27 protein-coding genes are annotated in these 25375 nt (G+C 57.9%); 21 read left to right on the forward strand and 6 right to left on the reverse strand.

Annotated features, from left to right (window positions below; all coding sequences use genetic code 11):
• Position 1: 1 nt before the first annotated feature.
• On the forward strand, positions 2–346 hold the full coding sequence (locus tag C6A40_RS16665) for a gamma-glutamylcyclotransferase family protein (protein ID WP_008501424.1): 345 nt from the start codon (positions 2–4) through the stop codon (positions 344–346).
• Between the two features lie 54 nt (positions 347–400).
• Here the strand turns inward: C6A40_RS16665 and ppa are convergent, their stop codons facing one another.
• The gene (gene ppa / locus C6A40_RS16670) at positions 401–931 is read right to left on the reverse strand and encodes an inorganic diphosphatase (protein WP_008501423.1); all 531 of its coding nucleotides are present in this window, start codon (positions 929–931) and stop codon (positions 401–403) included.
• A gap of 309 nt (positions 932–1240) precedes the next feature.
• Between ppa and ytfQ the strand changes: the two genes are divergently transcribed.
• The 5 genes from ytfQ (at position 1241) to C6A40_RS16695 (ending at position 7485) form a co-directional block, all read left to right on the forward strand.
• On the forward strand, positions 1241–2197 hold the full coding sequence (gene ytfQ, locus C6A40_RS16675) for a galactofuranose ABC transporter substrate-binding protein YtfQ (RefSeq protein WP_021240696.1): 957 nt from the start codon (positions 1241–1243) through the stop codon (positions 2195–2197).
• A 105-nt stretch (positions 2198–2302) separates the two neighbouring features.
• The gene (gene ytfR / locus C6A40_RS16680) at positions 2303–3805 is read left to right on the forward strand and encodes a galactofuranose ABC transporter, ATP-binding protein YtfR (protein ID WP_029741733.1); all 1503 of its coding nucleotides are present in this window, start codon (positions 2303–2305) and stop codon (positions 3803–3805) included.
• A gap of 10 nt (positions 3806–3815) precedes the next feature.
• Entirely contained in the window at positions 3816–4841 is a 1026-nt protein-coding gene (ytfT, locus tag C6A40_RS16685; protein ID WP_161958632.1) for a galactofuranose ABC transporter, ATP-binding protein YtfT, read from the forward strand.
• A complete protein-coding gene (yjfF, locus tag C6A40_RS16690) occupies positions 4828–5829 on the forward strand; it encodes a galactofuranose ABC transporter, permease protein YjfF (protein ID WP_008501419.1) in 1002 nt (333 codons plus the stop codon). Before ytfT ends, yjfF begins: the two co-directional genes overlap by 14 nt.
• Positions 5830–5913: 84 nt before the next feature.
• A complete protein-coding gene (locus C6A40_RS16695; RefSeq protein ID WP_023326568.1) occupies positions 5914–7485 on the forward strand; it encodes a methyl-accepting chemotaxis protein in 1572 nt (523 codons plus the stop codon).
• Here the strand turns inward: C6A40_RS16695 and C6A40_RS16700 are convergent.
• Together C6A40_RS16700 and fbp are read right to left on the reverse strand one after the other, a co-directional pair.
• Complete coding sequence (locus C6A40_RS16700) at positions 7457–7813, reverse strand: helix-turn-helix domain-containing protein (protein WP_039024039.1); 357 nt, start codon at positions 7811–7813, stop codon at positions 7457–7459. The two genes, C6A40_RS16695 and C6A40_RS16700, sit on opposite strands and share 29 nt — an antisense overlap.
• A 150-nt stretch (positions 7814–7963) precedes the next feature.
• The gene (gene fbp, locus C6A40_RS16705) at positions 7964–8962 is read right to left on the reverse strand and encodes a class 1 fructose-bisphosphatase (RefSeq protein WP_008501416.1); all 999 of its coding nucleotides are present in this window, start codon (positions 8960–8962) and stop codon (positions 7964–7966) included.
• Positions 8963–9159: 197 nt separating this feature from the next.
• On the opposite strand from fbp, the gene mpl reads away from it, so the two are divergent.
• The gene (mpl, locus tag C6A40_RS16710) at positions 9160–10539 is read left to right on the forward strand and encodes a UDP-N-acetylmuramate:L-alanyl-gamma-D-glutamyl-meso-diaminopimelate ligase (RefSeq protein ID WP_045335509.1); all 1380 of its coding nucleotides are present in this window, start codon (positions 9160–9162) and stop codon (positions 10537–10539) included.
• A gap of 77 nt (positions 10540–10616) precedes the next feature.
• Here mpl and yjgA read toward each other — a convergent pair whose 3' ends face one another.
• Positions 10617–11168, reverse strand: coding sequence for a ribosome biogenesis factor YjgA (gene yjgA, locus C6A40_RS16715; protein WP_008501414.1), 552 nt, complete (start codon positions 11166–11168; stop codon positions 10617–10619).
• 95 nt (positions 11169–11263) lie between these two features.
• Between yjgA and pmbA the strand changes: the two genes are divergently transcribed.
• The 14 genes from pmbA to C6A40_RS16785 all read left to right on the forward strand — a co-directional run bounded on the left by pmbA (position 11264) and on the right by C6A40_RS16785 (position 22525).
• Positions 11264–12616 (forward strand): metalloprotease PmbA, encoded by a 1353-nt coding sequence (gene pmbA / locus C6A40_RS16720; protein ID WP_008501413.1) that lies wholly within the window; start codon positions 11264–11266, stop codon positions 12614–12616.
• A 38-nt stretch (positions 12617–12654) separates the two neighbouring features.
• On the forward strand, positions 12655–13041 hold the full coding sequence (gene cybC / locus C6A40_RS16725) for a cytochrome b562 (RefSeq protein WP_008501412.1): 387 nt from the start codon (positions 12655–12657) through the stop codon (positions 13039–13041).
• A 315-nt stretch (positions 13042–13356) separates the two neighbouring features.
• Positions 13357–13695 (forward strand): glycine dehydrogenase, encoded by a 339-nt coding sequence (locus C6A40_RS16730; RefSeq protein WP_025911967.1) that lies wholly within the window; start codon positions 13357–13359, stop codon positions 13693–13695.
• Between the two features lie 10 nt (positions 13696–13705).
• A complete protein-coding gene (locus C6A40_RS16735; protein ID WP_006810339.1) occupies positions 13706–14068 on the forward strand; it encodes an SFCGS family glycine-rich protein in 363 nt (120 codons plus the stop codon).
• A gap of 2 nt (positions 14069–14070) precedes the next feature.
• Positions 14071–14370: a DUF4312 family protein gene (locus C6A40_RS16740; protein WP_006810338.1), complete on the forward strand. Its 300-nt coding sequence runs from the start codon at positions 14071–14073 to the stop codon at positions 14368–14370.
• 22 nt (positions 14371–14392) lie between these two features.
• The gene (locus C6A40_RS16745) at positions 14393–15169 is read left to right on the forward strand and encodes a DUF4311 domain-containing protein (RefSeq protein WP_008501408.1); all 777 of its coding nucleotides are present in this window, start codon (positions 14393–14395) and stop codon (positions 15167–15169) included.
• Between the two features lie 13 nt (positions 15170–15182).
• Positions 15183–15824 (forward strand): DUF4310 family protein, encoded by a 642-nt coding sequence (locus tag C6A40_RS16750; protein WP_008501407.1) that lies wholly within the window; start codon positions 15183–15185, stop codon positions 15822–15824.
• A 42-nt stretch (positions 15825–15866) separates the two neighbouring features.
• Positions 15867–17000 carry an amidohydrolase/deacetylase family metallohydrolase gene (locus C6A40_RS16755; protein ID WP_045335511.1) on the forward strand — a complete coding sequence of 378 codons (1134 nt, stop codon included), beginning with the start codon at positions 15867–15869 and terminating at the stop codon, positions 16998–17000.
• Complete coding sequence (locus C6A40_RS16760) at positions 16984–18102, forward strand: DgaE family pyridoxal phosphate-dependent ammonia lyase (protein ID WP_032664559.1); 1119 nt, start codon at positions 16984–16986, stop codon at positions 18100–18102. The genes C6A40_RS16755 and C6A40_RS16760 overlap by 17 nt, the downstream gene beginning before the upstream one ends.
• Positions 18099–18839: a 2-dehydro-3-deoxy-phosphogluconate aldolase gene (gene dagF, locus C6A40_RS16765; protein ID WP_008501404.1), complete on the forward strand. Its 741-nt coding sequence runs from the start codon at positions 18099–18101 to the stop codon at positions 18837–18839. The genes C6A40_RS16760 and dagF overlap by 4 nt, the downstream gene beginning before the upstream one ends.
• Before the next feature lie 25 nt (positions 18840–18864).
• Positions 18865–20001 (forward strand): lactonase family protein, encoded by a 1137-nt coding sequence (locus tag C6A40_RS16770; RefSeq protein WP_045335512.1) that lies wholly within the window; start codon positions 18865–18867, stop codon positions 19999–20001.
• A 19-nt stretch (positions 20002–20020) separates the two neighbouring features.
• Positions 20021–21931 carry a BglG family transcription antiterminator gene (locus C6A40_RS16775; RefSeq protein WP_045335513.1) on the forward strand — a complete coding sequence of 637 codons (1911 nt, stop codon included), beginning with the start codon at positions 20021–20023 and terminating at the stop codon, positions 21929–21931.
• A 77-nt stretch (positions 21932–22008) separates the two neighbouring features.
• Positions 22009–22251 (forward strand): type II toxin-antitoxin system RelB/DinJ family antitoxin, encoded by a 243-nt coding sequence (locus tag C6A40_RS16780; RefSeq protein ID WP_008501400.1) that lies wholly within the window; start codon positions 22009–22011, stop codon positions 22249–22251.
• Positions 22241–22525, forward strand: a complete 285-nt coding sequence (locus C6A40_RS16785; protein ID WP_008501399.1) for a type II toxin-antitoxin system RelE family toxin — start codon at positions 22241–22243, stop codon at positions 22523–22525. The genes C6A40_RS16780 and C6A40_RS16785 overlap by 11 nt, the downstream gene beginning before the upstream one ends.
• A 3-nt stretch (positions 22526–22528) precedes the next feature.
• Here the strand turns inward: C6A40_RS16785 and nrdG are convergent, their stop codons facing one another.
• Together nrdG and nrdD are read right to left on the reverse strand one after the other, a co-directional pair.
• Positions 22529–22993: an anaerobic ribonucleoside-triphosphate reductase-activating protein gene (nrdG, locus tag C6A40_RS16790; protein WP_045335514.1), complete on the reverse strand. Its 465-nt coding sequence runs from the start codon at positions 22991–22993 to the stop codon at positions 22529–22531.
• Between the two features lie 105 nt (positions 22994–23098).
• On the reverse strand, positions 23099–25237 hold the full coding sequence (nrdD, locus tag C6A40_RS16795; protein WP_008501397.1) for an anaerobic ribonucleoside-triphosphate reductase: 2139 nt from the start codon (positions 25235–25237) through the stop codon (positions 23099–23101).
• Between the last annotated feature and the right edge of the window lie 138 nt (positions 25238–25375).

The following is a 25375-nucleotide window of genomic DNA, read 5'->3' on the forward strand; positions in this document are numbered from 1 at the left end:
AATGCGAATATTTGTCTACGGCAGTTTACGAACCAGGCAAGGCAACAGTCACTGGATGACCAATGCCCAGCTACTGGGGAATTACAATATCGAGAACTACCAGTTGTACAGCCTGGGCCACTATCCAGGCGCGGTTCCGGGTGAAGGAACAGTACAGGGTGAAGTTTATCGTATTGATAACGCGACGCTTGCCGAACTTGATGCCTTGCGCACCAGGGGCGGTGAATACGCACGCCAGTTGATCCAGACGCCGTACGGAAGCGCGTGGATGTATGTCTACCAGCGTCCAGTCGACGGGTTAACGCGGATCGTAAGCGGTAACTGGTTAGACAGAGACCAGTACTGAAAAACGACAACGCCACCGTAAGGTGGCGTTGTTTTTTGTGTCTGGCAGTAAGAATTACTTCTTAGCAGCGCGTTCGAAAGAGGCGATGATTTCCGCTTTCGCTGCTTCTGCGTTGTCCCAGCCGTCAACTTTAACCCACTTGCCTTTTTCGAGGTCTTTGTAGTGCTCGAAGAAGTGAGTGATCTGCGCTTTCAGCAGCTCTGGCAGGTCGTTCACATCTTTGATGTGATCGTATTCTTTGCTCAGCTTGGTGTGCGGTACCGCAACCAGCTTCGCATCTTCACCGGATTCGTCGGTCATTTTCAGCACGCCAACGGGACGGCAGCGAATCACTGCGCCTGGCTGCAGTGGGTATGGCGTTGGAACCAGCACGTCAACCGGGTCACCGTCCAGAGACAGGGTGTGGTTGATGTAACCGTAGTTGCACGGATAGAACATCGCGGTAGACATGAAGCGGTCTACGAACAGGGCGCCGCTCTCTTTGTCCACTTCGTATTTGATCGGATCTGCGTTAGCCGGGATTTCGATAACTACGTAGATGTCTTCTGGCAGTTCTTTACCCGCTGGGACGTTGAGTAAGCTCATGTCGGTGTCCTTTAAAATGGATGGTAAACAAGTGGCAGGTATTATAGCCAACTCGCGCTGAATGTCTCCGCCTGTTTTCGCCTTCTCTCCACGTTCTTCCCACTTTTCAGACCGATTCCATGACAGAAAAATCCATAAACTCAGCCGCATTTTTCATGGAGAAATGAAAGCGATTACAAACTTGTGATTAACGTTTTATTCACTTTTCTGAAGTGTGATGTAACGCAATTCGTTACATATTTCATGGGCTATAGTCATTCCGCAGAACATCTTTTAACCAACAATAACTCACCCTACGAGGACGTTCATATGTGGAAGCGCTTACTCCTTGTCACAGCAGTTTCGGCAGCCATGTCGTCTATGGCGATGGCCGCTCCCTTAACCGTAGGTTTTTCGCAGGTCGGCTCTGAATCTGGCTGGCGAGCGGCAGAAACCAACGTGGCGAAAAGCGAAGCTCAGAAACGCGGCATTACCCTGAAAATCGCCGATGGTCAGCAAAAACAAGAGAATCAGATCAAAGCCGTGCGCTCCTTTATCGCCCAGGGCGTGGATGCCATCTTTATTGCACCCGTCGTGGCGACCGGCTGGGAACCCGTCCTGAAGGAAGCGAAAGACGCTGAAATCCCGGTCTTCCTGCTCGATCGTTCCATCGACGTTAAAGACAAATCTCTCTATATGACCACCGTGACGGCCAACAACGTGCTGGAAGGGCAGCTAATTGGCGACTGGCTGATAAAACAGGTCGACGGCAAGCCGTGTAACGTTGTTGAACTGCAGGGCACCGTCGGGGCGAGCGTGGCCATCGATCGTAAAAAAGGCTTTGCTGAAGCCATCGCGAAAGCGCCAAACATCAAGATTATCCGCTCTCAGTCCGGCGACTTTACCCGCAGCAAAGGTAAAGAGGTGATGGAGAGCTTCATTAAGGCTGAAAACAACGGCAAGAACATCTGCATGGTTTACGCCCACAACGATGACATGGCGATCGGCGCGATTCAGGCAATTAAAGAAGCGGGCCTGAAGCCGGGCAAAGATATCCTCACCGGCTCTATCGACGGCGTGCCTGATATCTACAAAGCGATGATCGACGGCGAAGCCAACGCCAGCGTGGAGCTGACGCCAAACATGGCCGGCCCGGCATTCGACGCGCTGGAGAAATTCAAGAAAGACGGCACGATGCCGGAGAAAGTGACGGTCACCAAATCCACGCTCTACCTGCCTGACACGGCGAAAGAAGAGTTAGAGAAGAAGAAAAATATGGGCTACTAAGCCTGTCTGAACATGCCGGGTGACGCTGCGCTTACCCGGCCTACGATACGCTCTTTTGTAGGCCGGATAAGCGTAGCGCCATCCGGCTTGATGCAGGGGGAAACCATGACCACTGAACAACACCAGGAAATCCTCCGCACAGAGGGCTTGAGTAAATTCTTCCCCGGCGTAAAGGCGCTGGATAACGTTGATTTCAGCCTGCGGCGCGGGGAGATCATGGCGCTGCTGGGGGAAAACGGCGCGGGAAAATCGACGCTGATTAAATCTCTGACCGGCGTTTATCACGCCGACCGCGGCACCATCTGGCTGGAAGGCAACGCCATTTCGCCCAAAAACACCGCCCATGCCCAGCAGTTGGGGATCGGGACGGTATACCAGGAAGTGAACCTGCTGCCGAATATGTCGGTGGCGGATAACCTGTTTATTGGCCGTGAGCCACGACGCTTTGGCCTGCTGCGCCGTAAAGAGATGGAGGCGCGGGCGACAAAGCTGATGGAATCCTACGGCTTCTCCCTCGACGTCCGCGAGCCGCTGAACCGCTTTTCCGTGGCGATGCAGCAGATCGTCGCCATTTGCCGCGCGATCGATCTCTCGGCAAAGGTGCTGATCCTCGACGAACCCACCGCCAGCCTCGATACCCAGGAGGTGGAAATGCTCTTTACCCTGATGCGCCAGCTGCGCGATCAGGGCGTCAGCCTGATCTTCGTTACCCACTTCCTCGATCAGGTGTATGAGGTGAGCGACCGCATTACGGTGCTGCGCAACGGCAGCTTTGTCGGCTGCCGCGAAACCCGCGAGCTGCCGCAGATCGAGCTGGTCAAAATGATGCTGGGCCGCGAGCTGGAGACCAACGCCCTTCAGCGCGCGGGCCGCACGCTGCTGAGCGAGAAGCCGGTCGCCGCGTTCAGCGATTACGGCAAAAAAGGGGTCATCTCGCCGTTTAACCTTGAGGTGCGGCCGGGCGAAATTGTCGGGCTGGCGGGCCTGCTGGGCTCGGGGCGTACCGAAACCGCCGAGGTGATCTTCGGGATCAAGCCCGCCGACAGCGGCACCGCGCTGATCAAGGGCAAACCGCAAACCCTGCGATCGCCGCATCAGGCCTCCTGTCTGGGTGTGGGTTTCTGCCCGGAAGACAGGAAAACGGACGGCATTATTGCCGCCGCCTCGGTGCGGGAAAATATCATTCTGGCGCTTCAGGCGCAGCGCGGCTGGCTGCGGCCGATCCCACGCAAAGAGCAGAACGCCATTGCTGAGCGCTTTATCCGCCAGCTCGGCATCCGCACCCCGAGCGCGGAACAGCCCATCGAGTTCCTCTCCGGTGGTAACCAGCAGAAAGTGCTGCTCTCCCGCTGGTTGCTGACCAAACCCCAGTTCCTGATCCTCGACGAACCGACCCGCGGCATTGACGTAGGGGCGCACGCCGAAATTATCCGGCTTATCGAAACCCTGTGCGCAGACGGTCTGGCCCTGCTGGTCATTTCGTCCGAGCTGGAAGAGCTGGTGGGCTATGCCGATCGCGTCATCATCATGCGCGATCGTAAACAGGTGGCAGAGATCCCGCTGGATAAGCTGTCCGTTCCGGCGATCATGAATGCCATCGCGGCATAAGGAGTGAATCGTGATGTCCCGTTCGCTTTCGCAAACCGGTGAGTCAAAGCGCCGCTTCAGCTGGCCGACCGGCACGCCGCAAATCGCGGCGCTGCTGGTGGTTTTACTGGTGGATAGCCTGGTCGCGCCGCATTTCTTCCAGATTATCGTGCAGGATGGCCGCCTGTTTGGCAGCCCGATAGACATTTTAAACCGCGCCGCGCCCGTGGCGCTGCTGGCCATCGGGATGACGCTGGTCATCGCCACCGGCGGGATTGATCTCTCCGTCGGCGCGGTGATGGCTATCGCCGGGGCCACGGCAGCCTCCATGACCGTGGCCGGGCATAGCCTGCCGGAGGTCCTGCTTGCAGCCTTAGGCACTGGCGTGCTGGCCGGATTATGGAACGGCATTCTGGTGGCGGTGCTGAAAATCCAGCCCTTTGTCGCCACGCTCATTTTAATGGTGGCCGGGCGCGGCGTCGCGCAGCTGATTACCTCCGGACAGATTGTCACCTTTAACTCGCCGAGCCTGGCGTGGCTCGGCAGCGGCAACCTTCTGTTCTTCCCGACGCCGGTGATGATTGCCCTGGTGACGCTAGTGGTGTTCTGGCTCTTCACCCGCAAAACGGCGCTGGGCATGTTCATTGAGGCCGTCGGGATCAATATCCGCGCCGCGCGCAACGCCGGGGTCAACACGCGGCTGATGGTGATGCTGACCTACGTGCTGAGCGGTATTTGCGCCGCCATCGCCGGCGTGATCGTCGCGGCGGATATTCGCGGAGCCGATGCCAACAACGCCGGGCTCTGGCTGGAGCTGGATGCGATCCTGGCGGTGGTCATCGGCGGCGGGTCGCTGATGGGCGGGCGCTTTAACCTGCTGCTCTCGGCGATCGGCGCGCTGATCATTCAGGGCATGAACACCGGGATCCTGCTTTCGGGATTCCAGCCGGAACTCAACCAGGTGGTGAAAGCGGTGGTCGTGCTCTGCGTGCTGATCGTCCAGTCGCCGCGCTTTGTCAGCATCATTAAGGGGATCCGTGGCCATGATAAAACGTAATTTACCGTTAATGATCACGCTGGGCGTGTTTGTGCTGGGCTATCTCTACTGCCTGACCCAGTTCCCGGGGTTTGCCTCGACGCGCGTGATCTGCAATATCCTGACCGATAACGCCTTTTTAGGCATCATCGCCGTCGGGATGACCTTTGTGATCCTCTCCGGCGGGATCGACCTCTCCGTCGGCTCGGTGATCGCGTTTACGGGCGTGTTCCTCGCGAAAGCGATCGGCTTCTGGGGCATCTCACCGCTGCTGGCGTTCCCGCTGGTGCTGGTGATGGGCTGCGCGTTTGGCGCCTTTATGGGGCTGCTGATCGACGCGTTAAAAATTCCGGCGTTTATCATTACCCTCGCAGGGATGTTCTTCCTGCGCGGGGTGAGCTACCTGGTGTCGGAAGAGTCGATTCCCATTAACCATCCAGTGTATGACACGCTCTCCAGCCTGGCGTGGAAAATCCCCGGCGGCGGCCGCCTGAGCGCGATGGGGCTGCTGATGCTGGGCGTGGTAGTGATTGGCATCTTCCTCGCCCACCGCACCCGGTTTGGCAATCAGGTTTACGCCATTGGCGGCAACGCCACGTCGGCCAACCTGATGGGGATCTCGACCCGCAGCACCACCATCCGCATCTATATGCTCTCGACCGGCCTGGCGACGCTGGCGGGGATCGTCTTCTCGGTGTATACCCAGGCGGGCTATGCCCTTGCAGGCGTTGGCGTGGAGCTGGATGCGATTGCTTCTGTGGTCATCGGCGGTACGCTGCTCAGCGGCGGCGTGGGGACGGTGCTGGGGACGCTGTTCGGCGTGGCGATTCAGGGGCTGATCCAGACCTATATCAACTTTGACGGCACGCTCAGCTCCTGGTGGACGAAGATCGCCATCGGCATTCTGCTGTTTATTTTTATTGCCCTGCAGCGCGGCCTGACGGTGCTCTGGGAGAACCGTCAAAGCTCGCCTGTTACCCGCGTGAACACATCGGTAACAGAGCGATAACATGCTGAAAGTCTAAACATTTTCCGGTAGCGGCCGATACTCTTTTTTTATGCCCAGAAATATCTCGCTACCGGAAATAATATCATGCTGAAAACGCTATCGATTCGTACCGGCTTGCTCTCTTTACTGGCCGTTATGACCCTTCTGCTGCTGATTGTCAGCGGCATTGGCATTTATGCCCTCACACAGAGTTCTTCTTCGCTGCAGCGCATTAATCATCTTCAGGGTGAGCAGATGGTGCAGCTTAATTCAGGCTATACGCTGATCCTGCGCGCGCGCAATGAAGCGGGTCAGGCCGTTCGCATGATGGAAATCGGCATGCTGGAGGATGCGGCCAACGCGGTAAAAAACATCAATCAGGAAGTCGCTCTGGCCCAGAAAACGCTGAAGGGCGTGATCGACGGCGGCGTGGCTGACGAGCAGGGGCAGCAGCTGCTCGATAAAGTGGCAGCCAGCCTGGCGGCGTATAACCAGCAGGGGATCAACCCGATGCTGAAAACCCTCAATGACCAGAGCGCGGACGGGTATTACGACCTGCTGGAGAAGACGCTGATCCCGCTGGCGTCAGCGTTTGATAACGACATGCAGGCGTTTCAGAAATGGAGCGAAGCGCGAGGTCAGGCGGAAGTGAGTGCCGTGCAGGCGAGCAAAACCCGCGTCCTGATCCTGATTATCGTCGCCGCGCTGCTGACGGCGGGCATTATCGTGCTGGCCTGGCTGGCGCTGCGCCATATGCTGCTCAAGCCGCTCTCGGCCTCCATTGCTCAGCTGGAGAACGTGGCGGCGGGCGATTTAACCCATACGCTGGCCGCGCCCGCGAGCCAGGAGTTTAACCGCCTTAACGCGGTCATTGAGGAGATGCGTCAGTCGCTGATGAACTCGGTTCTGCGGGTACGCGATGCCAGCGCGCAGATTGACACCGGCAGCCGCGAGCTGACGCTGGGGAACCGGGATCTCGCCGAGCGAACGGAATCCACCGCCACGTCGCTGGAGCAGACGGCGGCGAGCATGGAACAGATCACCGCCACGGTGAAGCTCAACGCCGATAACGCCGAGCAGGCGCACCAGCTGGCGAAGTCGGTCTCCGACACGGCCGATCACGGCAGCGAAATGGTCTGCTACGTGATTGAAAAAATGCGCGATATCTCCGGCAGCTCGGCGCGCATCGCTGACATCCTGAGCGTGATCGACGGCATTGCCTTCCAGACCAATATCCTGGCGCTTAACGCCTCCGTAGAGGCGGCGCGCGCGGGCGAGCAGGGGCGCGGGTTTGCCGTCGTCGCGGGCGAGGTGCGAAACCTGGCCAGCCGCAGCGCCGACGCGGCGAAGGAGATTCGTTCTCTTATCAGTGATTCGCAAACCCACGTTAACGAGGGCAGCGAGCTGGCCCAGCAGGCGGGCGAAACGATGGATGAGATCGCAACAGAAGTGCTGCGCATGACCAAACTGATGCGTGAGATTGCGACCGCGTCTCAGGAGCAGAGCCGCGGCATTGAGCAGGTGAATATTGCGGTAAACCAGATGGACGAAACCGCGCAGCAGAATGCGGCGCTGGTGCAGCAATCCTCCGCCGCGACCCGCTCCCTTGAGGAGCAGTCGCGTCAGCTGATGGAAGCTATGTCATCATTCAAAGTGACGACTCAGAACGCGGCATAATATTACCCAGCCCCGGTACGTTCTGTGCCGGGGTTTTATTCGTTGCGGAATTAAGCGCCCCGATATTATCGTGAATTTCGCCCATTAATATTTCCAGCGAGCTGGTTAAGGCTAATGCTTTTTCCGTCGGCTCAAGATATAAGCCTTTGCGGAGAAATAACGGCTCATCAAAGAGTTGATTAAAACGCTTTAATGCCAGACTCACCGCAGGGCGTGACATCTCCAGACGCAAAGAGGCCTTTGCCATGCTGCCGCAGCGGACGATTTCAATAAATACAGGGATAAGATTTAAATCAATGCCGGTATTAGCACGGGAATAATTTTTCATTGCGTTTCTGCTCCACGAAATATCTGTCAAACTGTTATGGAAATAATGCAGGAGCAGTGGCGAATATTAAAGCGTGTTTTTTATAAACACTTATACGGTAAAATATATAAATGAACAGGGGAGCCGGATCGGCTCCCCTGAAGAGAGGGATTACGCGTCCGGGTACTCGCGGATAAAGCGTTCAACGTCTTCAACCATGTGGTTGTTGCCGACGAAGAACGAACGGCGCTGGTGAAGGCTTTCCGGCACGATCTCCAGAATACGCTCTTTACCGTCGCTCGCCTTACCGCCCGCCTGTTCGGCCAGGAACGCCATCGGGTTGCATTCGTACAGCAGACGCAGTTTCCCGTCCGGGTGGCTGGCGGTGCTTGGGTAGAGGTAAATGCCGCCTTTCAGCAGGTTACGGTGGAAATCCGCGACCAGAGAGCCAATATAGCGGGACGTATACGGGCGCTGCGTCGCTTTATCTTCTTCCTGGCAGAATTTGATGTACTTCTTCACGCCGTTCGGGAAGCGGATGTAGTTACCTTCGTTAATGGAGTAGGTATTGCCCTTCTCCGGGAAGCGCATGCGTTCCTGGCTCAGACAGAAAACGCCCAGGGAAGGATCGTACGTAAAGGCGTGTACCCCGCAACCGGTGGTGTAGACCAGCATGGTGGAGGAGCCATAGACGACGTAACCGGCAGCAACCTGATTAATGCCCGGCTGCAGGAAATCTTCTTCGGTCACCGGCGTGCCAACAGGCGTGACGCGGCGGTAGATGGAGAAAATGGTACCGACAGAAACGTTAACGTCGATGTTGGAGGAGCCGTCGAGCGGATCCATCAGAACAACGTATTTCGCGTGTTCACACCCTTCGAAAACAACAATTTCATCTTCTTCTTCGGAGGCGATACCCGCAACGATGTCGCGCGCGCGCAGTGCAGCTTTCAGTTTTTCATTTGCGAACAGATCGAGTTTCTGTTGAACCTCGCCCTGAACGTTCTCGGCACCGCTGGCACCCAGGATATCGACCAGACCGGCCTTGTTGATATCACGGTGGATGATCTTAGCGCCCAGCTTTATTGCCGACAGCAAAGCAGTGAGTTCACCGGTAGCATGAGAGAACTCGTGCTGCTTTTCGACAATAAATTCACCTAACGTTTTCATAACACTTTCCCTGCATCTTTGTGAGTAGAGCGATTGTATGTTCACTAAAACGACTAAAGCCCAACAATCTTAACAAATATTCAAATAGTAGCGCAGAGGTGAATCGCGCCAGCAACATACGGATTTACCTGAAATGCGTTTCACAGCCGCTAACATGTGAGTAAAATGTGCGCCACATTGAAGAAGGATAGTGACGTATGCGCATTCATATATTGGGGATTTGTGGCACTTTCATGGGCGGACTGGCAATGCTGGCGCGCTCGCTGGGCCATGAAGTGACAGGTTCGGACGCCAATGTGTATCCGCCGATGAGCACGCTCCTGGAGAAACAGGGCATCTCTCTGATTCAGGGTTATGATGCCAGCCAGCTGGATCCCGCGCCGGATCTGGTGATCATTGGCAACGCCATGACGCGAGGTAATCCGTGCGTTGAGGCGGTACTGGAACGCAATATTCCGTTCATGTCTGGCCCACAGTGGCTGCATGATTTCGTCCTGCGTGACCGTTGGGTTGTTGCCGTGGCCGGTACCCACGGCAAAACGACCACCGCGGGCATGGCGACCTGGATCCTCGAAGCCTGCGGCTACAAGCCGGGCTTCGTCATCGGCGGCGTACCGGGTAATTTCGACGTCTCTGCGCGCCTGGGGGACAGCCCGTTCTTTGTGATCGAAGCCGACGAGTATGACTGCGCGTTCTTCGACAAGCGCTCCAAGTTCGTGCACTACTGCCCGCGCACGCTGATCCTCAACAACCTTGAGTTTGACCACGCGGATATTTTTGACGACCTGAAGGCCATACAGAAACAGTTCCACCACCTGGTGCGCATCGTGCCGGGCCAGGGCCGCATCATCCTGCCGGAAAACGACATCAACCTGAAGCAGACCCTGGCAATGGGCTGCTGGAGCGAGCAGGAGCTGGTGGGCGAGCAGGGCCACTGGCAGGCGAAGAAACTCAACGCCGATGCCTCCGAGTGGGAAGTGCTGCTCGACGGCGAAAAAGTGGGCGAGGTGAAGTGGGGCCTGGTGGGCGAACACAACATGCACAACGGCCTGATGGCGATTGCGGCAGCGCGTCACGTGGGCGTTCTGCCTGCGGATGCAGCCAATGCGCTGGGTTCGTTTATCAATGCCCGCCGCCGTCTGGAACTGCGCGGTGAAGCCCACGGCGTCACCGTGTATGACGATTTCGCGCACCACCCAACGGCCATTCTGGCCACGCTTGCCGCCCTGCGTGGCAAAGTTGGCGGTACCGCGCGCATTCTGGCGGTGCTGGAACCGCGCTCGAACACCATGAAGATGGGCATCTGCAAAGACGATCTCGCGCCGTCGTTAGGACGTGCTGATGAAGTCTTCCTGCTGCAGCCGCAGCATATTCCGTGGCAGGTGGCGGAAGTGGCCGATGCCTGCATTCAGCCGGCACACTGGAGTGCAGATGTGGATACGCTCGCGGATATGGTGGTGAAAGCCGCTCAGCCCGGCGACCATATTCTGGTGATGAGCAACGGCGGTTTTGGTGGGATCCATCAGAAGCTGCTGGACGGGCTGGCGAAGAAAGCGGAAGCGGCCGCCGAGGCGTAAAAAAAAGCCCGGTGGCGCTAGCGCTTACCGGGCCTACGTTCTTTTCCCCCTCGCCCCTCCGGGGTGAGGGGAACGGATTACTCTTCGTTCTCAGACAGCTCGCGCAGATACTGGAAAATCAGGCGCGCAGACTTCGGCGGCTTATTCCCTTCTTTCTCTTTCTTCGCGTTGCGGATAAGCGATCGCAGCTGCTGGCGGTCGGCATCCGGCCACAGGTTCAACACTTCCGGTACGGCGTCATCACCCTGTTCAATCAGACGATCGCGGATCTGCTCCAGCTTATGGAACAGCGCAACCTGCTGGTTGTGGCGGTTTTTCAGCTTGTCCAGCGCCTGGCGGATCGGATCGACGTCGCGCTGACGCAGCATTTTCCCGATAAGCTGAAGCTGGCGACGACGGCCTTCTTTTTTGATTTTCTGTGCCAGTTCAATGGCATCGCGCAGATCCTGGTCGAGCGGGATCTTATCCAGCGCGTTTTTACCCAGTTCTACCATTTCCGCGCCAAGCTGTTTTAACTCTTCGGCGTCACGTTTAATTTCACTTTTACTGACCCAGATGATCTCATCATCTTCGTCTTCGATGTCATCACCGGGAACGTCGTCGAGCCAGTCTTCGGGCTGCTTAGTCATGTCAGGCTCCTTAAAAAAAGAGGCTAATGTTACCAGTTAAGACGCGCACTGAAAAACGGTTCTCTGTTAGACTTCAGTTAACTCTCTCTTACAGTATGGCATTTGCGATGAAAGTAACCTCACAAGTTGAAGCGCAGCGTAAGATTCTGGAAGAAGCCGTCTCCACCGCGCTGATGCTTGCTTCAGAAAAATCAGATGGCGCCGAAGTGGCGGTCAGCAAAACCACCGGCATTAGCGTGAGCACCCGCTATGGCGAAGTGGAGAATGTTGAATTCAACAGCGACGGCGCGCTGGGTATCACGGTATACCACCAGAATCGCAAAGGCAGTGCGTCCTCCACCGATCTCAGTCCGGATGCCATCGCCCGTACGGTGCAGGCCGCGCTGGATATCGCCCGTTATACCTCACCGGATCCTTACGCCGGCGTGGCGGATAAAGATCTGCTGGCGTTTGACGCGCCGGATCTCGACCTGTTCCATCCGGCGGAAGTGACGCCGGACGAAGCGATTGAGCTGGCCGCGCGCGCCGAGCAGGCGTCCCTGCAGGCCGACAAGCGCATCACCAATACCGAAGGCGGCAGCTTTAACAGCCACTACGGCATCAAAGTCTTCGGCAACAGCCACGGCATGCTGCAGGGCTACTGCTCTACCCGCCACTCGCTCTCCAGCTGCGTCATCGCCGAAGAGAACGGTGACATGGAGCGCGACTACGCCTACACCATTGGCCGCGCGCTGGGGGATTTGCAGTCTCCGGAGTGGGTAGGCAAAGAGTGCGCCGAACGCACGCTGTCTCGCCTGTCGCCGCGCAAGCTCTCCACCATGAAAGCCCCGGTGATTTTTGCCAACGAAGTGGCGACCGGCCTGTTTGGCCATCTGGTGGGCGCTATCGCGGGCGGCTCCGTTTACCGTAAATCGACCTTCCTGCTCGACTCGCTGGGCAAGCAGATCCTGCCGGAATGGCTCACCATCGAAGAGCATCCGCACCTGCTGAAAGGCCTGGCCTCCACGCCGTTCGACAGCGAAGGCGTGCGCACGGAGCGTCGTGACATCGTGAAAGATGGCATTCTGACCCAGTGGCTTCTGACCAACTACTCCGCGCGCAAGCTGGGGCTGAAAAGCACCGGGCACGCGGGCGGCATTCACAACTGGCGCATTGCCGGGCAGGGCCTCAACTTTGAGCAGATGCTGAAAGAGATGGGCACCGGTCTGGTGGTGACCGAGCTGATGGGTCAGGGCGTCAGCGGCATCACCGGCGATTACTCTCGCGGCGCGGCGGGCTTCTGGGTTGAAAACGGCGAAATCCAGTATCCGGTGAGCGAAATTACCATCGCTGGCAATCTGAAGGATATGTGGCGCAATATCGTTACGGTCGGTAACGATATTGAAACACGCAGCAATATACAGTGTGGTTCTGTATTACTCCCGGAAATGAAAATCGCCGGACAATAGAGATAGCGTTTTGTTAATAATAAAAAAGGAAGTGAGCAATGCGTAAACATCTGTTAGCGATCGTCGCGGCTTCAACGCTGGTTCTTGGTTCTTCTGCGTTTGCTGCCGATCTTGAAGACGACATGGGCATCCTCGGGCAAAACCTGAAGGTGGTGCAGAAAACCGACAATGCGGCGGAAATGAAAGACGCGCTGACCAAAATGCGTGAAGCGGCGCTGGACGCACAAAAAGCGACGCCTCCAAAGCTGGAAAGCAAAGCGGCAGACAGCGCAGAGATGAAAGACTACCGCCACGGCTTTGACGTGCTGGTCGGCCAGATCGACGGTGCGCTGAAGCTCGCTAACGAAGGCAAAGTGAAGGAAGCCCAGGCGGCGGCCGAGCAGTTTGTGACGACCCGTAATACGTATCACAAGAAATACCGTTAACCGATCGCGCATCTGACAAACAACCAGCGGGGGCCAGTGGCCCCCGTTTTTTTGCGCGGTAATAAGTAAACCCTATCGCCATCACATTTTTGCGTCACCACGCCTGAACGTTTTCGTTTCCCCGGCGCGCGTTTTGCCGCTGGAATACGTGATATTCATCACGCGAATGCCGTGATTAATCCAGATTCACCGTATTTATGTGGCACAGATCACTGCTGCGGCTCCCCTTTCCACTTCGAAGTGGAAAACAACTCGCTACAAACAATTCCCCCCCAACGTTAGTTTTATTCCAGAGCCATTAACGGGGTAAGACCAGTGATTAACGGAGCGGTAATGAACGACGTTGGGGAACAGGCAGAGCAAACAGAACAGCTCGCGAACACCATGCTGCAGCAGGTTTATGCCCTGCTGGCCCGGAACAACATCATCCCCAATGCGGTACAGGAGCAGATGCTTACTTCCCACGTGCGCGCCATGGCGCACCGGTCCGTGACCGGCGAGCCGCTGCCGGAGGTTGAAGCAGAGCTGTTTGACGAAATTTCACCGGATTCAATGCGGCTTGCCCGTGAAGTGGTAGCGCAGTTTGGCAACCTTCCTGATGAAGAAGCCTGGCTGCTCTCCGTTCACTTTGAAGTCGCGAAAGACAACCTTTAAGGAGCAACACATGGAACAGATTACAGTCGTGATTGGCGATCGCCTGGGTAAAGGTCAGAAAGTGGCGGCCGGTGTGGAAAAAGCAGGTGGACGCGCGGTTGTCGTACCGGGCATGGCGGCAGACATGAAGCTCGGCGACGTGATGAAAGCGGAAAACGCCACCTTCGGCATCTCCTTCTGCGGCAGCGGCGGCGCGGGTGCCATCACCGCCCAGACCAAATATGGCTACAAGGCCAAATACGGTATGCGTTCCGTGGATGAAGGCGTCACCGCCATCAACGAAGGCTGCAACGTGCTGGGCTTTGGCTTTATGGATAAAGAAGAGCTGGGCGAGCGTCTGGTACAGGCGTGGCAGAAAAAATACGGCGCATAAGCATGAAAGAACAGTTCACAACCACGGTGAGAGTGAAGGGGAAGGGCGACGCCAAAGCGCGCGCCTTTGCCGACGCGCTCAACCACGTTCAGGCCGCGGTGATGAAAGCCTCACCGCATATCTTACTGCGTATTGAGCCACAGGATGTGCAGGTCGTTCAGGCGCAAGAAGCGGTGCGAAAAGAAGCGTTTCTGTTCTTCTTTCTGCGCCGGGAAAGACGCACCTACAGCGTGGAGCTGGATGTGACCGTCAACGTGACCGCCATCAATCTCGACCAGGTGGATTTCGTCACGCAACGCTGATTATTCATAAAAGGGCAGACTGATGTTCTTAATTATATTAATAAAATCGCTCATCATCGGCGGCCTGGTAGGCGTCGGTGTCGGGGCCGGGGCTGCACGCATGTTTCATGCGCCTACCACTCAGGGTATGGGCGCGTTTCGTACGTTGGGGGAACTGAACTCCTGCGAAGGGGATCCGGCGTCCCACTTCTCCTTTGGGTTAGGCTTCTTCTTTAACGCCTGGGCCTCTTCCGTGGCCGCAGGGGCTTTCACACAGGACGTTGACCACCGCATCATCCCGAACTGGGGTGCGGCCGCGCTGATGATCAAAAACCGTAACGTCGGCGAAACGCTGCACGATCCGCGCAAAATGGCGATTGCCTGCGGCGTGATCGGCATGATCGTCGTGACCTTCCTTAACCTGACCGCCTCCTCCGTGCCCGCTGCGCTTCAGGTCACCGCCGTGAAGGTGCTGGTGCCTGCTGCAAACCTGCTGGTCAACACCGTGATGCCGGTGATCTTCTGGCTGGCGGCCATCGACGCGGGTAAAAAATCGGGCTTCTGGGCCACCATCTTTGGCGGCGCGGCGCAGCTGATTATGGGCAACGCCGTACCGGGCCTGGTGCTGGGGATCCTGATCGGTAAAGGCGTGGAAGAGAGCGGCTGGAACCACGTCACCAAAGTGATGATGGCGGCGATCGTGCTGCTCTTCGTGCTGAGCGGCTTCTTCCGCGGTTTCGACATGAAGATGATCGAATCCTTCCATCTGACCGTGCCGAACTGGCTCGACATGATCCACAACTCGCTCAGCGGTAAATAACAGGAGCCTCGACATGGAACAGAATAAAGGTTTTTGGTATGCCGACTGGTCGTTCCCGATCTTCGTTGGCCTGCTCTCCTCCGGCGTGTTTGCCGGGACGCACATGTACTACCTCTACGGCATCGGCGCGTTTAACGAAGTGGCCTTCGTGGCGATGCTGAAAGCGGGGATTGATACCGGCGTTTACGGCGCGGTGGCGGCGTTCGGCGCGAGCTTCCTGTTCGCCCGTATTATCGAAGGCTCGCTGGTCGGTATTCTCGACATCGGCGGGGCGATCCAGACCGGCGTGGGCCTCGGGGTTCCGGCGCTGCTGCTGGGCGCGGGGATCATGTTCCCGGTGACCAACTTCATTGCCGCGCTGATCACCGGCCTGGTGATTGGCCTTGCGATTGGCTACGTCATCATCCTGGCGCGTAAGTTCACCATCAACCAGAGCAACTCCACCTACGGCGCAGACGTGATGATGGGGGCGGGCAACGCTTCCGGCCGCTTCCTCGGACCGTTGATTATCCTCAGCGCCATGACCGCCTCCATTCCGATTGGCGTGGGTTCTCTGCTGGGTGCGCTGCTGTTCTACATCTGGCAGAAGCCCATTACCGGTGGCGCTATCCTCGGCGCAATGATTCTGGGCTGGCTGTTCCCGGTTGCCCTTTAATACCCGCGGGCGCTTCGGCGCCTGCCTTTTCAGGAGATCCTCATGTTTGATTTACTCCTGCGCCGTGCGCGCCTCGCCGACGATACCCTGACCGATATCGCCATTCAGGACGGGAAGATCGCCGCGACGGGTGACATAGACGCTCCCGCCCGCAAAACGGTGGAGCTAAACGGTGACGTGTTCGTCAGCGCAGGCTGGATTGACTCCCACGTACACTGCTATCCGAACTCCCCGATTTACCACGACGAACCGGACAGCGTGGGCGTTGCCACCGGCGTGACCACCGTGGTAGACGCGGGCAGCACCGGGGCCGACGACGTGGACGATTTCTACGCGATTACCCGCAAGGCCTCCACCGAGGTCTTTGCCCTGCTGAACATCTCCCGCGTGGGGCTGATTGCCCAGAACGAGCTGGCCAACATGGCCAATATTGACGCCGACGCGGTGAAAGAGGCGGTGAAACGCCATCCTGATTTTATCGTCGGCCTGAAGGCGCGCATGAGCAGCAGCGTGGTCGGTGACAACGGCATCACGCCGCTGGCGCGCGCCAAAGCCATTCAGAAAGAGAACGGCGACCTGCCGCTGATGGTGCACATTGGCAACAACCCGCCGAACCTCGACGAAATTGCCGAGCTGCTGAGCTCTGGCGACATCATCACCCACTGCTACAACGGCAAGCCTAACCGCATTCTGACGCCCTCCGGCGAGCTGCGCGCCTCCATTACGTCTGCGCTGAAGCGCGGCGTGCGTCTGGACGTCGGCCACGGCACGGCGAGCTTCAGCTTTGAGGTGGCAAAACGCGCCATCGCGATGGGCATCCTGCCGCACACCATCAGCTCGGACATCTACTGCCGCAACCGCATCAACGGCCCGGTGGGCTCGCTGGCAAGCGTGATGTCGAAATTCCTCGCCATCGGCATGTCATTGCCGCAGGTGATTGACTGCGTCACGGCGAACGCCGCCGATGGCCTGCGCCTGACGCGTAAAGGCCGCATTCAGCCGGGTCTCGATGCCGACCTGACGCTGTTCACGATTAAACGCCAGCCGACGGTGCTGACGGATGCCGAAAACGACAGCCTGCAGGCTGAACACATTCTGGTGCCGCTTGCTGCGATCCGCGCAGGCAAGGGCTACATGACCGAACAAGGGAGCACGGAAAATGCCTTCGATTTATGAGAAGTACCGCTTAAAGCAGGTGATCAACACCTCTGGCCGCATGACGGCGCTGGGCGTCTCCACGCCGCGTCCGGAGGTGGTACAGGCGGCGATGGACGGCATGAATCACTATTTCGAGATGAAGGATCTGGTCAATAAAACCGGGGAGTACATCGCGAAGCTGCTGGACGTGGAAGGCGCGACGGTGGTCTCCTGCGCGTCGGCGGGCATTGCCCAGTCCGTGGCCGCGGTGCTGGTGAAAGACAGCGACTGGCTGCTGGAAAACCTGCACGTGACCCCGATTGAGAACAACGAGATCGTCCTGCCGAAAGGGCACAACGTGAACTTTGGCGCGCCGGTGGGCACCATGGTGGCGCTTGGCGGCGGCAGGCTGGTGGAAGCGGGCTACGCCAACGAATGTTCCGCCGATCAGCTGGCGGCGGCGATTACCCCGCGCACGGCGGCGATCATGTACATCAAATCTCACCACTGCGTGCAGAAAAGCATGCTCAGCGTCGAGCAGGCGGCGGTTGTCGCACGTAAACACGACTTGCCGCTCATCGTCGATGCCGCGGCGGAAGAAGATCTGCACGCGTACTACCGCGCCGGCGCGGACCTGGTGATCTACAGCGGTGCGAAGGCGATCGAAGGCCCCACCAGCGGGCTGGTGATCGGCAAGACCCAGTACGTTGAGTGGGTGAAGCGCCAGACGGCGGGGATTGGCCGCGCCATGAAGGTGGGTAAAGAGGGCATTCTTGGCCTGACCTGCGCCATCGAACACTATCTGACGGCCACCAAAGAGAGCGGCGCCGAGATGGTGGCGAAAATGACGCCGTTTATCGAGGCGCTCAACACCCTGAACGGAGTGACCGCGCGCGTGGTCTGGGACAGCGCCGGACGCGACATCGCCCGCACCGAGATTAAATTTGACGAAGCCACCACCGGCGTCGGCACGGGTGACCTGGTGGCGAAGCTGAAGCAGGGCGAATACGCCATTTACTTCCGTGGCTACAAGGCCAACGAAGGGATTATCGAAGCGGATGTGCGCAGCGTAAACGCTGACCAGCTGAACATTGTGTACCGCCGCATTAGTGAAGTATTAGGACAGGAGAAAAACGCATGAAACTGACCCCCAACTTTTACCGTGACCGCGTCTGTCTGAACGTGCTGGCTGGCTCAAAGGCCAACGCCAGCGCCATCTACGAGGCGGCGGAAGGCCACGTGCTGGTGGGCGTGCTCTCCAAAAATTACCCGGACGTGGCGAGCGCCGTTGCCGATATGCGCGAATACGCGAAGCTGATTGATAACGCGCTCTCCGTTGGCCTGGGCGCGGGCGATCCGAACCAGTCGGCGATGGTGAGCGAGATCTCCCGCCAGGTACAGCCGCAGCACGTTAACCAGGTCTTTACCGGCGTGGCCACCAGCCGCGCGCTGCTGGGGCAAAATGACTCCGTGGTCAACGGTCTGGTCTCTCCGACCGGCACCGTCGGGATGGTGAAAATCTCCACCGGCCCGTTGAGCAGCGCGGCGCCGGACGGCATTGTGCCGGTGGAAACGGCGATTGCTCTGCTGAAAGATTTCGGCGGCAGCTCTATCAAATACTTCCCGATGGGCGGCCTGAAGTGCCGTGACGAGTACAAAGCGGTGGCGGAAGCCTGCGCCCGTCACGACTTCTGGCTGGAGCCGACCGGAGGTATCGATCTGGAAAACTATGAGGAGATCCTGCAGATCGCCCTCGACGCGGGCGTGAGCAAAATCATCCCGCATATCTACAGCTCGATTATCGACAAAGCCAGCGGTGATACGCGTCCGGAAGATGTGCGTACGCTGCTGGCGATGACGAAGAAGCTGGTGAAGTAGAACTCACACCTATACAGGAGCCACCATGCACACCCGTACCTTGCTTGTCGCTTCACTCTCAATGTTCGCCACCGCCGCTGTCGCCCAGACGCAATACGCCTGGGTGGGTACCTATAATCCGAACGGTGAAGGGCTGTACCGTTTTACTGTTAACCCGCAAACCGGTGCACTGAACGATAAAACGTTGGTAAGCAAACTGCCGAATGCGGCGCAGTTGACCCTTTCACAGGACGGCAAAACGCTGTATCTGGCAAGCGAAGTGGAGCAGGGCGTGGTGCAGGCGCTGCGCGTCGGCGATAACGGTGAGCTGAGCGAGCTCAGTCAGGTGGCCTCCGGCGGTGCCGGGCCTGTGTATCTCTCCCTGACGCCGAACGGCCAGCATCTGCTGGTGGCGAACTATGTCAGCGGCTCCATTGCCGTTTTACCCGTTAACGCAGACGGCAGCCTGGGTGACGCCACGGACACACATCAGGATCAAGGCGAACCGGGCGCGGCGAAGCCGGCAGCTGCCGTCGAGGGCAGCTTCGCGATCAGCGATCATAACGGCCCCCATGCGCATATGATCGCCGCCGATCCGAGCGGGAAATACGTGTTTTCCACCGATCTTGGGCTGGATCGCATCTACCAATACCGCTTTGACGATCGGACAGGAAAGCTGACGCCGAACGATCCGCCGTTTATCAGCGCCTCCTCGAAAGGTGCCGGGCCGCGCCACTTTGTCTTTACGCCGAAGGGCGATGCCCTGTGGCTGATTAACGAAGAGGCGTCTACGCTCACCCGGTATACCGTGAATACCAACGGCACCCTGAAAGAGGATAAAACGGTCTCTGCCCTGCCGGAAGGTTACAAAGGCACCAGCTTTGCTGCCGGGCTCGCATTAAGCGCCGACGGTAAGCAGCTGTATGTGGCTAACCGTTTGCATAACAGCATCGGGCACTTTACCGTAACGGCGGAGGGCACGCTGACGCATCAGGACGATGTGTGGACGCGCGGTGACTACCCGCGCACCCTGACGCTCGATAAACAGGGGCGCTGGCTGTACGTCATGAACCAGCGCAGCGACAACATTACCCGCTTCCGCGTGGCGCAGGACGGGAAATTGAGCTTTGAGCCAGACTATACCCCGGTCGGCAGCCCATCCCAGATGGTCATTTCACCTTAAGCCGTAAGAGGACAACGACGTGCGATTTCCGAACCAACGTTTGGCGCAACTTTTCGACCTGTTGCAAAACGAGACGCTGCCGCAGGACGAGCTGGCGCAGCGGCTGTCGGTCTCCACGCGAACCGTCCGTGCGGACATCACCGCCCTGAACGCGCTGCTGGCCAGCCACGGCGCGCAGTTCATCCTGAGCCGGGGCAACGGCTACCAGCTCAAAATTGAGGATGCCGAGCGCTATCAGCAGCTTCAGGCATCCCACCCGCGCGCGCTGCGTATCCCGCGGACCGGGCCGGAGCGCGTGCATTATCTGGTGGTGCGTTTTCTGACCTCTGCGTTTTCGCTTAAGCTGGAGGATCTGGCGGACGAATGGTTCGTCAGCCGCGCCACGCTGCAAAGCGATATGGCGGAGGTGCGCGAGTGGTTTCATCGCTACAACCTGACGCTGGAAACCCGTCCGCGCCACGGCATGAAGCTGTTTGGCAGCGAGATGTCGACCCGCGCCTGCCTGACCGATCTGCTCTGGGAGCTGGCGCAGCACGACAGCCTGAACCCGCTGGTGACCGACGTGGCGCTGAATGCGGGCGTGGCGGAGCAGATGGTGCCGGTGCTGCACGACGCCTTGACCCGTCACCACATTCGCCTGACCGATGAAGGCGAGCTGTTCCTGCGCCTGTACTGCGCGGTGTCGGTACGTCGCATCAGCGAAGGTTACCCGCTGCCGGAATTCCATGCCGAAGACGTGGAAGAGAACGTGCGCGAGGCGGCGAAGGATATCGCGGTGACCATCCAGCAGCTGGCGGGCAAGGCGCTTTCGCCGTCGGAGGAGAGCTGGCTGTGCGTGCACATTGCGGCGCGGCAGATTCAGGAGATCGCGCCCAGCGCCATTAACGCTGACGACGACGAGGCGCTGGTCAACTACATCCTGCGCTATATCAACACTCACTATAACTACAACCTGCTCAGCGACGCGCAGCTGCACGCGGATCTGCTGACGCATATTAAAACCATGATCACCCGCGTGCGGTATCAAATCATGATCCCCAATCCGCTGCTGGATAACATCAAGCAGCACTACCCGATGGCGTGGGACATGACGCTGGCGGCGGTGTCGAGCTGGGGCAAATACACGCCGTATGTGATCAGCGAAAACGAGGTTGGTTTCCTGGTGCTGCATATTGGTGTCGGGCTGGAGCGCCACTACAACATTGGCTACCAGCGTCAGCCGCGCGTGCTGCTGGTATGCGACGCCGGTAACGCGATGGTGCGCATGATTGAGGCGGTACTGCAGCGTAAATACCCGCAGATTGAGGTAACGAGCACGCTCACCCTGCGCGAGTACGAGCTGGCGGAAACGATTGGCGAAGACTTTGTGATCGCCACCGCCCGCGTCAGCGAAAAGTCAAAACCGGTGGTGATGATCGCCCCGTTCCCGACCGACTATCAGTTAGAACAGATTGGCAAACTGGTGCTGGTGGACCGCACCCGCCCGTGGATGCTGGATAAATACTTCGACGCGGCCCACTTCCGCATTATCGACAAGCCGATCGATCAGCAGACGCTGTTCCGCGAGCTGTGTGAACAGCTTGAGGCCGAAGGCTTTGTTGGCGCGGAGTTTCTGGATTCGGTTGTTGAGCGTGAAGCTATCGTCAGCACCATGCTCGGCGACGGCATCGCGCTGCCGCACTCCCTCGGCCTGCTGGCGCAGAAAACGGTGGTCTACACCGTGCTCGCCCCGCACGGCGTGCAGTGGGGCGACGAAACCGCGCACGTTATCTTCCTGCTCGCCATCAGCAAAAGCGAGTACGAAGAGGCGATGGCGATTTATGATATTTTCGTCACCTTCCTGCGCGAGCGGGCCATGTCACGGCTCTGTAGCTGCGAGGATTTTGCCGGGTTTAAGGCGGTGGCGATGGAGAGTTTGAGTCGTTTTTGAGAGGCATTATCCAGAATTCGATGTAATGCGAATGTAATGCTAAACTGCATTACACATTCGATTTTTCTGGAGGCATAATGGCCACGCTAAACGTCCGTCTGGATGACAAACTCAAAAACGAGGCTTATGCCGTGCTGGAAAAACTCAATATTACCCCAACGGAAGCGGTGCGATTGCTGTTTCAGTACGTTGCTGAAACGGGGCGCATGCCGGTGAAAACGGTCACCATTAGCGACAGCGAAGATGCGCTGATACAGACAGTCCGGGAGCGACTGGCTAATCCGCAAAAGGGAATAAAGGTTAGTCTGGATGACTTATGAACTGGAATTTGACCCGAGGGCGTTAAAGGAGTGGAGCAAGCTGGGGGATACGGTCAAAAACCAGTTTAAGAAGAAACTTGCCGGGGTATTGGCAAATCCCCGGGTCGAATCGGCCCGCCTGCATAATCTGCCTGATTGCTACAAAATCAAACTCAAGGCGTCTGGCTATCGCCTGGTTTATCAGGTTCAGGACAGCGTTATAACGGTATTTGTTATCGCCGTTGGGAAAAGAGAGAAATCAGCCGCTTATCACGACGCAAATAAACGGCTTTAGCGTTCATCGCAAATGATGCACAACCTGGTTGCTGCTGCCGCGCCAGATGAGCGCCGGGTCTTTTAAATCCTGCATGAACTTGCCGTCGACCAGCACGTTAATCAGATCCACGACTTCCATTTGCCGCGCATTCAGTTCATCCAGCTTGTAGCCCGTCCAGATCCAGATATCTTTTCCCGGACACTCTGCGCGAATGCGCTCCACCAGCTTCAACATATCCGGCACGTTTTGCGGGTGCAGGGGATCGCCGCCGGAGAGCGAGATCCCCTGGCGTTTGATGCGCGTGTCGTTCAGGTCGTTGATGATTTTATCTTCCATCTCCGCGGTAAACGGCATGCCGGAGTTCAGACGCCAGGTGCTTTTGTTGTAGCAGCCGGGGCATTCGTGAATGCACCCTGAAACAAACAGGGTGCACCTTGTACCGGGACCGTTGACGATGTCGACAGGGTAGTACTGGTGATAGTTCATTGTGAATAACCACGCCGGGTGGCGCTGCGCTTACCCGGCCTACAAAAGAGAGCGTTCCGTAGGCCCGGTAAGCGCAGCGCCACCGGGCATTAATGTGGCAGCGGATTAACCGATCTGCCCATTTCCCAGATGCTTCACGCGGCGCTTCACTTCTTCCTGTTTGCCGGCGTTAAACGGACGGGCGTCCGGGCTGCCGAGATAGCCGCATACGCGACGGGTCACGGAGACGCGAGCCGCATCGTGGTTGCCGCATTTCGGGCAGGTGAAGCCTTTACTGGTACATTCAAACTCACCGGTGAAGCCGCACTCGTAACACTCATCAATTGGCGTGTTGGTCCCGTAATACGGCACGTGCTGGTAGCTATAGTCCCACACGTCCTCCAGCGCCTTGAGGTTGTGCTGAATGTTTGGGTACTCGCCGTAGCAGATGAAGCCGCCGCTGGCGATCGGTGGATACGCTGCTTCGAAGTCGATCTTGTCGTACGGGTTCACCTTTTTCTCGACGTCGAGGTGGAAGCTGTTGGTGTAGTACCCTTTATCGGTCACGCCTTCCACAATCCCGAATTCGGCGGTGTCCAGACGGCAGAAGCGGTCGCACAGGTTCTCGCTTGGGGTGCTGTACAGGCTGAAACCGTAGCCGGTTTCCTCTTTCCACTGGTCTACCGCGTCGCGCAGGCGCTGAACGATGGCGATGCCTTTCTCACGCAGGGCTTCGCTGTCGTACATGTGCGTGTCGCCAAACAGGGCGTTGATGGTCTCGTGAATGCCGATGTAGCCCAGCGAAATCGACGCGCGGCCGTTTTTGAAGATCTCGGATACGTCATCGTCCGCCTTCAGGCGCACGCCGCAGGCCCCTTCCATATAGAGGATCGGCGCCACGCGGGCTTTGACCCCTTCGAGGCGCGCAATGCGGGTCATCAGCGCCTTACGCGCCAGCTGCAGGCGCTCATCCAGCAGTTTCCAGAATTCAGCTTCATTACCTTTTGCCTCCAGCGCGATGCGCGGCAGGTTGAGGCTGATCACGCCCAGGTTGTTACGCCCGTCGTGGATCTGCTCGCCGTTTTCATCCTCGTACACGCCGAGGAAGCTACGGCAGCCCATTGGCGTTTTAAACGAACCGGTGACTTTGACGACCTGATCGTAGTTCAGGATGTCCGGGTACATGCGCTTGCTCGCGCACTCCAGCGCCAGCTGTTTGATGTCGTAGTTCGGATCGCCAAACTTGTGGTTCAGGCCGTCGCGAATCGCGAACACCAGTTTCGGGAACACGGCGGTTTTACGGTTTTTGCCGAGGCCGGAAATACGGTTGCGCAGGATCGACTGCTGGATCAGGCGTGATTCCCAGCTGGTGCCCAGCCCAAAGCCGAAGGTTACAAACGGCGTCTGGCCGTTGGCGGTGTGCAGCGTGTTCACCTCATATTCCAGCGACTGGAAGGCGTCGTAGCACTCTTTCTCGGTACGGGAATGCGCATAGCCGTCCGCGTCCGGAATCTGCCACTCTTCGGCGGTTTTCCGGTGCTTGTTGAAGCTCGCCGTCACGAACGGGGCCAGCACTTCGTCAATGCGGTTAATGGTGGTGCCGCCGTAAATATGGCTGGCGACCTGGGCGATAATCTGCGCCGTGACCGCGGTAGCCGTGGAGATCGACTTAGGCGGTTCAATCTCCGCGTTACCCATTTTAAAGCCGTGGGTCAGCATGCCTTTCAGATCGATCAGCATGCAGTTGAACATCGGGAAGAACGGCGAATAGTCGAGATCGTGGTAGTGGATCTCGCCGCGCTCGTGCGCCGAGACCACGTCGCGCGGCAGCAGATGCTGGCGGGCATAGTGTTTGGCGACGATACCGGCCAGCAGGTCGCGCTGGGTGGGGATCACTTTACTGTCTTTATTGGCGTTTTCATTGAGCAGCGCAGAGTTGGTCTGCTCCACCAGGCCACGGATCTCCTGGTTCAGTCGGCCGCGCTTCTCGCGCTGGACGTCTCGATCGTGGCGGTACTCAATGTAGGCGCGCGCCAGCTGCTTGTAAGGTCCTGCCATGAGCTGGTTCTCAACCGCGGTCTGGATCTCGTTGATATCAACCTGGCTGCGTTCATTCATCTGGCTGCTAACGACTTCTGCGACGGTGGCGCAGTAATCTGCGTCATCGACTCCCGCTGCTTTAGCTGCACGCAGAATGGCTTCCTGGATGCGCTCTGATTTAAACGGCACTTTACAGCCATCACGTTTCATCACATGCGGTGTCATGATCACTCCATTATTAAAAACAGGTTATCCACAGAGGTGGAGAAGTATTCACCGGACGCATTTCCCGCCAGGCCAAAGACTTCCCGCGTTCCCAGCTCGTGTTATCCACAATTCCGGCCAGCGTAAGCGCCGTCTTGT

This window comes from Enterobacter sp. GER_MD16_1505_Eko_090, assembly GCF_003331015.1.
Lineage (GTDB): Bacteria > Pseudomonadota > Gammaproteobacteria > Enterobacterales > Enterobacteriaceae > Enterobacter > Enterobacter roggenkampii.

Bases quoted from the DNA above. Each gene is read 5' to 3' on its own strand.
- C6A40_RS16665 (WP_008501424.1), top strand. From the start codon at position 2: ATGCGAATATTTGTCTACGGCAGTTTACGAACCAGGCAAGGCAACAGT.
- fbp (WP_008501416.1), bottom strand. From the start codon at position 8,962: ATGAAAACGTTAGGTGAATTTATTGTCGAAAAGCAGCACGAGTTCTCT.
- nrdG (WP_045335514.1), bottom strand. From the start codon at position 22,993: ATGAACTATCACCAGTACTACCCTGTCGACATCGTCAACGGTCCCGGT.
- C6A40_RS16740 (WP_006810338.1), top strand. From the start codon at position 14,071: ATGAAAGAACAGTTCACAACCACGGTGAGAGTGAAGGGGAAGGGCGAC.
- C6A40_RS16695 (WP_023326568.1), top strand. From the start codon at position 5,914: ATGCTGAAAACGCTATCGATTCGTACCGGCTTGCTCTCTTTACTGGCC.
- C6A40_RS16745 (WP_008501408.1), top strand. From the start codon at position 14,393: ATGTTCTTAATTATATTAATAAAATCGCTCATCATCGGCGGCCTGGTA.
- C6A40_RS16700 (WP_039024039.1), bottom strand. From the start codon at position 7,813: ATGAAAAATTATTCCCGTGCTAATACCGGCATTGATTTAAATCTTATC.
- yjfF (WP_008501419.1), top strand. From the start codon at position 4,828: ATGATAAAACGTAATTTACCGTTAATGATCACGCTGGGCGTGTTTGTG.
- nrdD (WP_008501397.1), bottom strand. From the start codon at position 25,237: ATGACACCGCATGTGATGAAACGTGATGGCTGTAAAGTGCCGTTTAAA.
- C6A40_RS16760 (WP_032664559.1), top strand. From the start codon at position 16,984: ATGCCTTCGATTTATGAGAAGTACCGCTTAAAGCAGGTGATCAACACC.
- C6A40_RS16735 (WP_006810339.1), top strand. From the start codon at position 13,706: ATGGAACAGATTACAGTCGTGATTGGCGATCGCCTGGGTAAAGGTCAG.
- cybC (WP_008501412.1), top strand. From the start codon at position 12,655: ATGCGTAAACATCTGTTAGCGATCGTCGCGGCTTCAACGCTGGTTCTT.
- ytfQ (WP_021240696.1), top strand. From the start codon at position 1,241: ATGTGGAAGCGCTTACTCCTTGTCACAGCAGTTTCGGCAGCCATGTCG.
- ytfR (WP_029741733.1), top strand. From the start codon at position 2,303: ATGACCACTGAACAACACCAGGAAATCCTCCGCACAGAGGGCTTGAGT.
- yjgA (WP_008501414.1), bottom strand. From the start codon at position 11,168: ATGACTAAGCAGCCCGAAGACTGGCTCGACGACGTTCCCGGTGATGAC.
- dagF (WP_008501404.1), top strand. From the start codon at position 18,099: ATGAAACTGACCCCCAACTTTTACCGTGACCGCGTCTGTCTGAACGTG.
- C6A40_RS16750 (WP_008501407.1), top strand. From the start codon at position 15,183: ATGGAACAGAATAAAGGTTTTTGGTATGCCGACTGGTCGTTCCCGATC.
- ppa (WP_008501423.1), bottom strand. From the start codon at position 931: ATGAGCTTACTCAACGTCCCAGCGGGTAAAGAACTGCCAGAAGACATC.
- C6A40_RS16755 (WP_045335511.1), top strand. From the start codon at position 15,867: ATGTTTGATTTACTCCTGCGCCGTGCGCGCCTCGCCGACGATACCCTG.
- C6A40_RS16780 (WP_008501400.1), top strand. From the start codon at position 22,009: ATGGCCACGCTAAACGTCCGTCTGGATGACAAACTCAAAAACGAGGCT.
- pmbA (WP_008501413.1), top strand. From the start codon at position 11,264: ATGGCATTTGCGATGAAAGTAACCTCACAAGTTGAAGCGCAGCGTAAG.
- C6A40_RS16770 (WP_045335512.1), top strand. From the start codon at position 18,865: ATGCACACCCGTACCTTGCTTGTCGCTTCACTCTCAATGTTCGCCACC.
- mpl (WP_045335509.1), top strand. From the start codon at position 9,160: ATGCGCATTCATATATTGGGGATTTGTGGCACTTTCATGGGCGGACTG.
- C6A40_RS16785 (WP_008501399.1), top strand. From the start codon at position 22,241: ATGACTTATGAACTGGAATTTGACCCGAGGGCGTTAAAGGAGTGGAGC.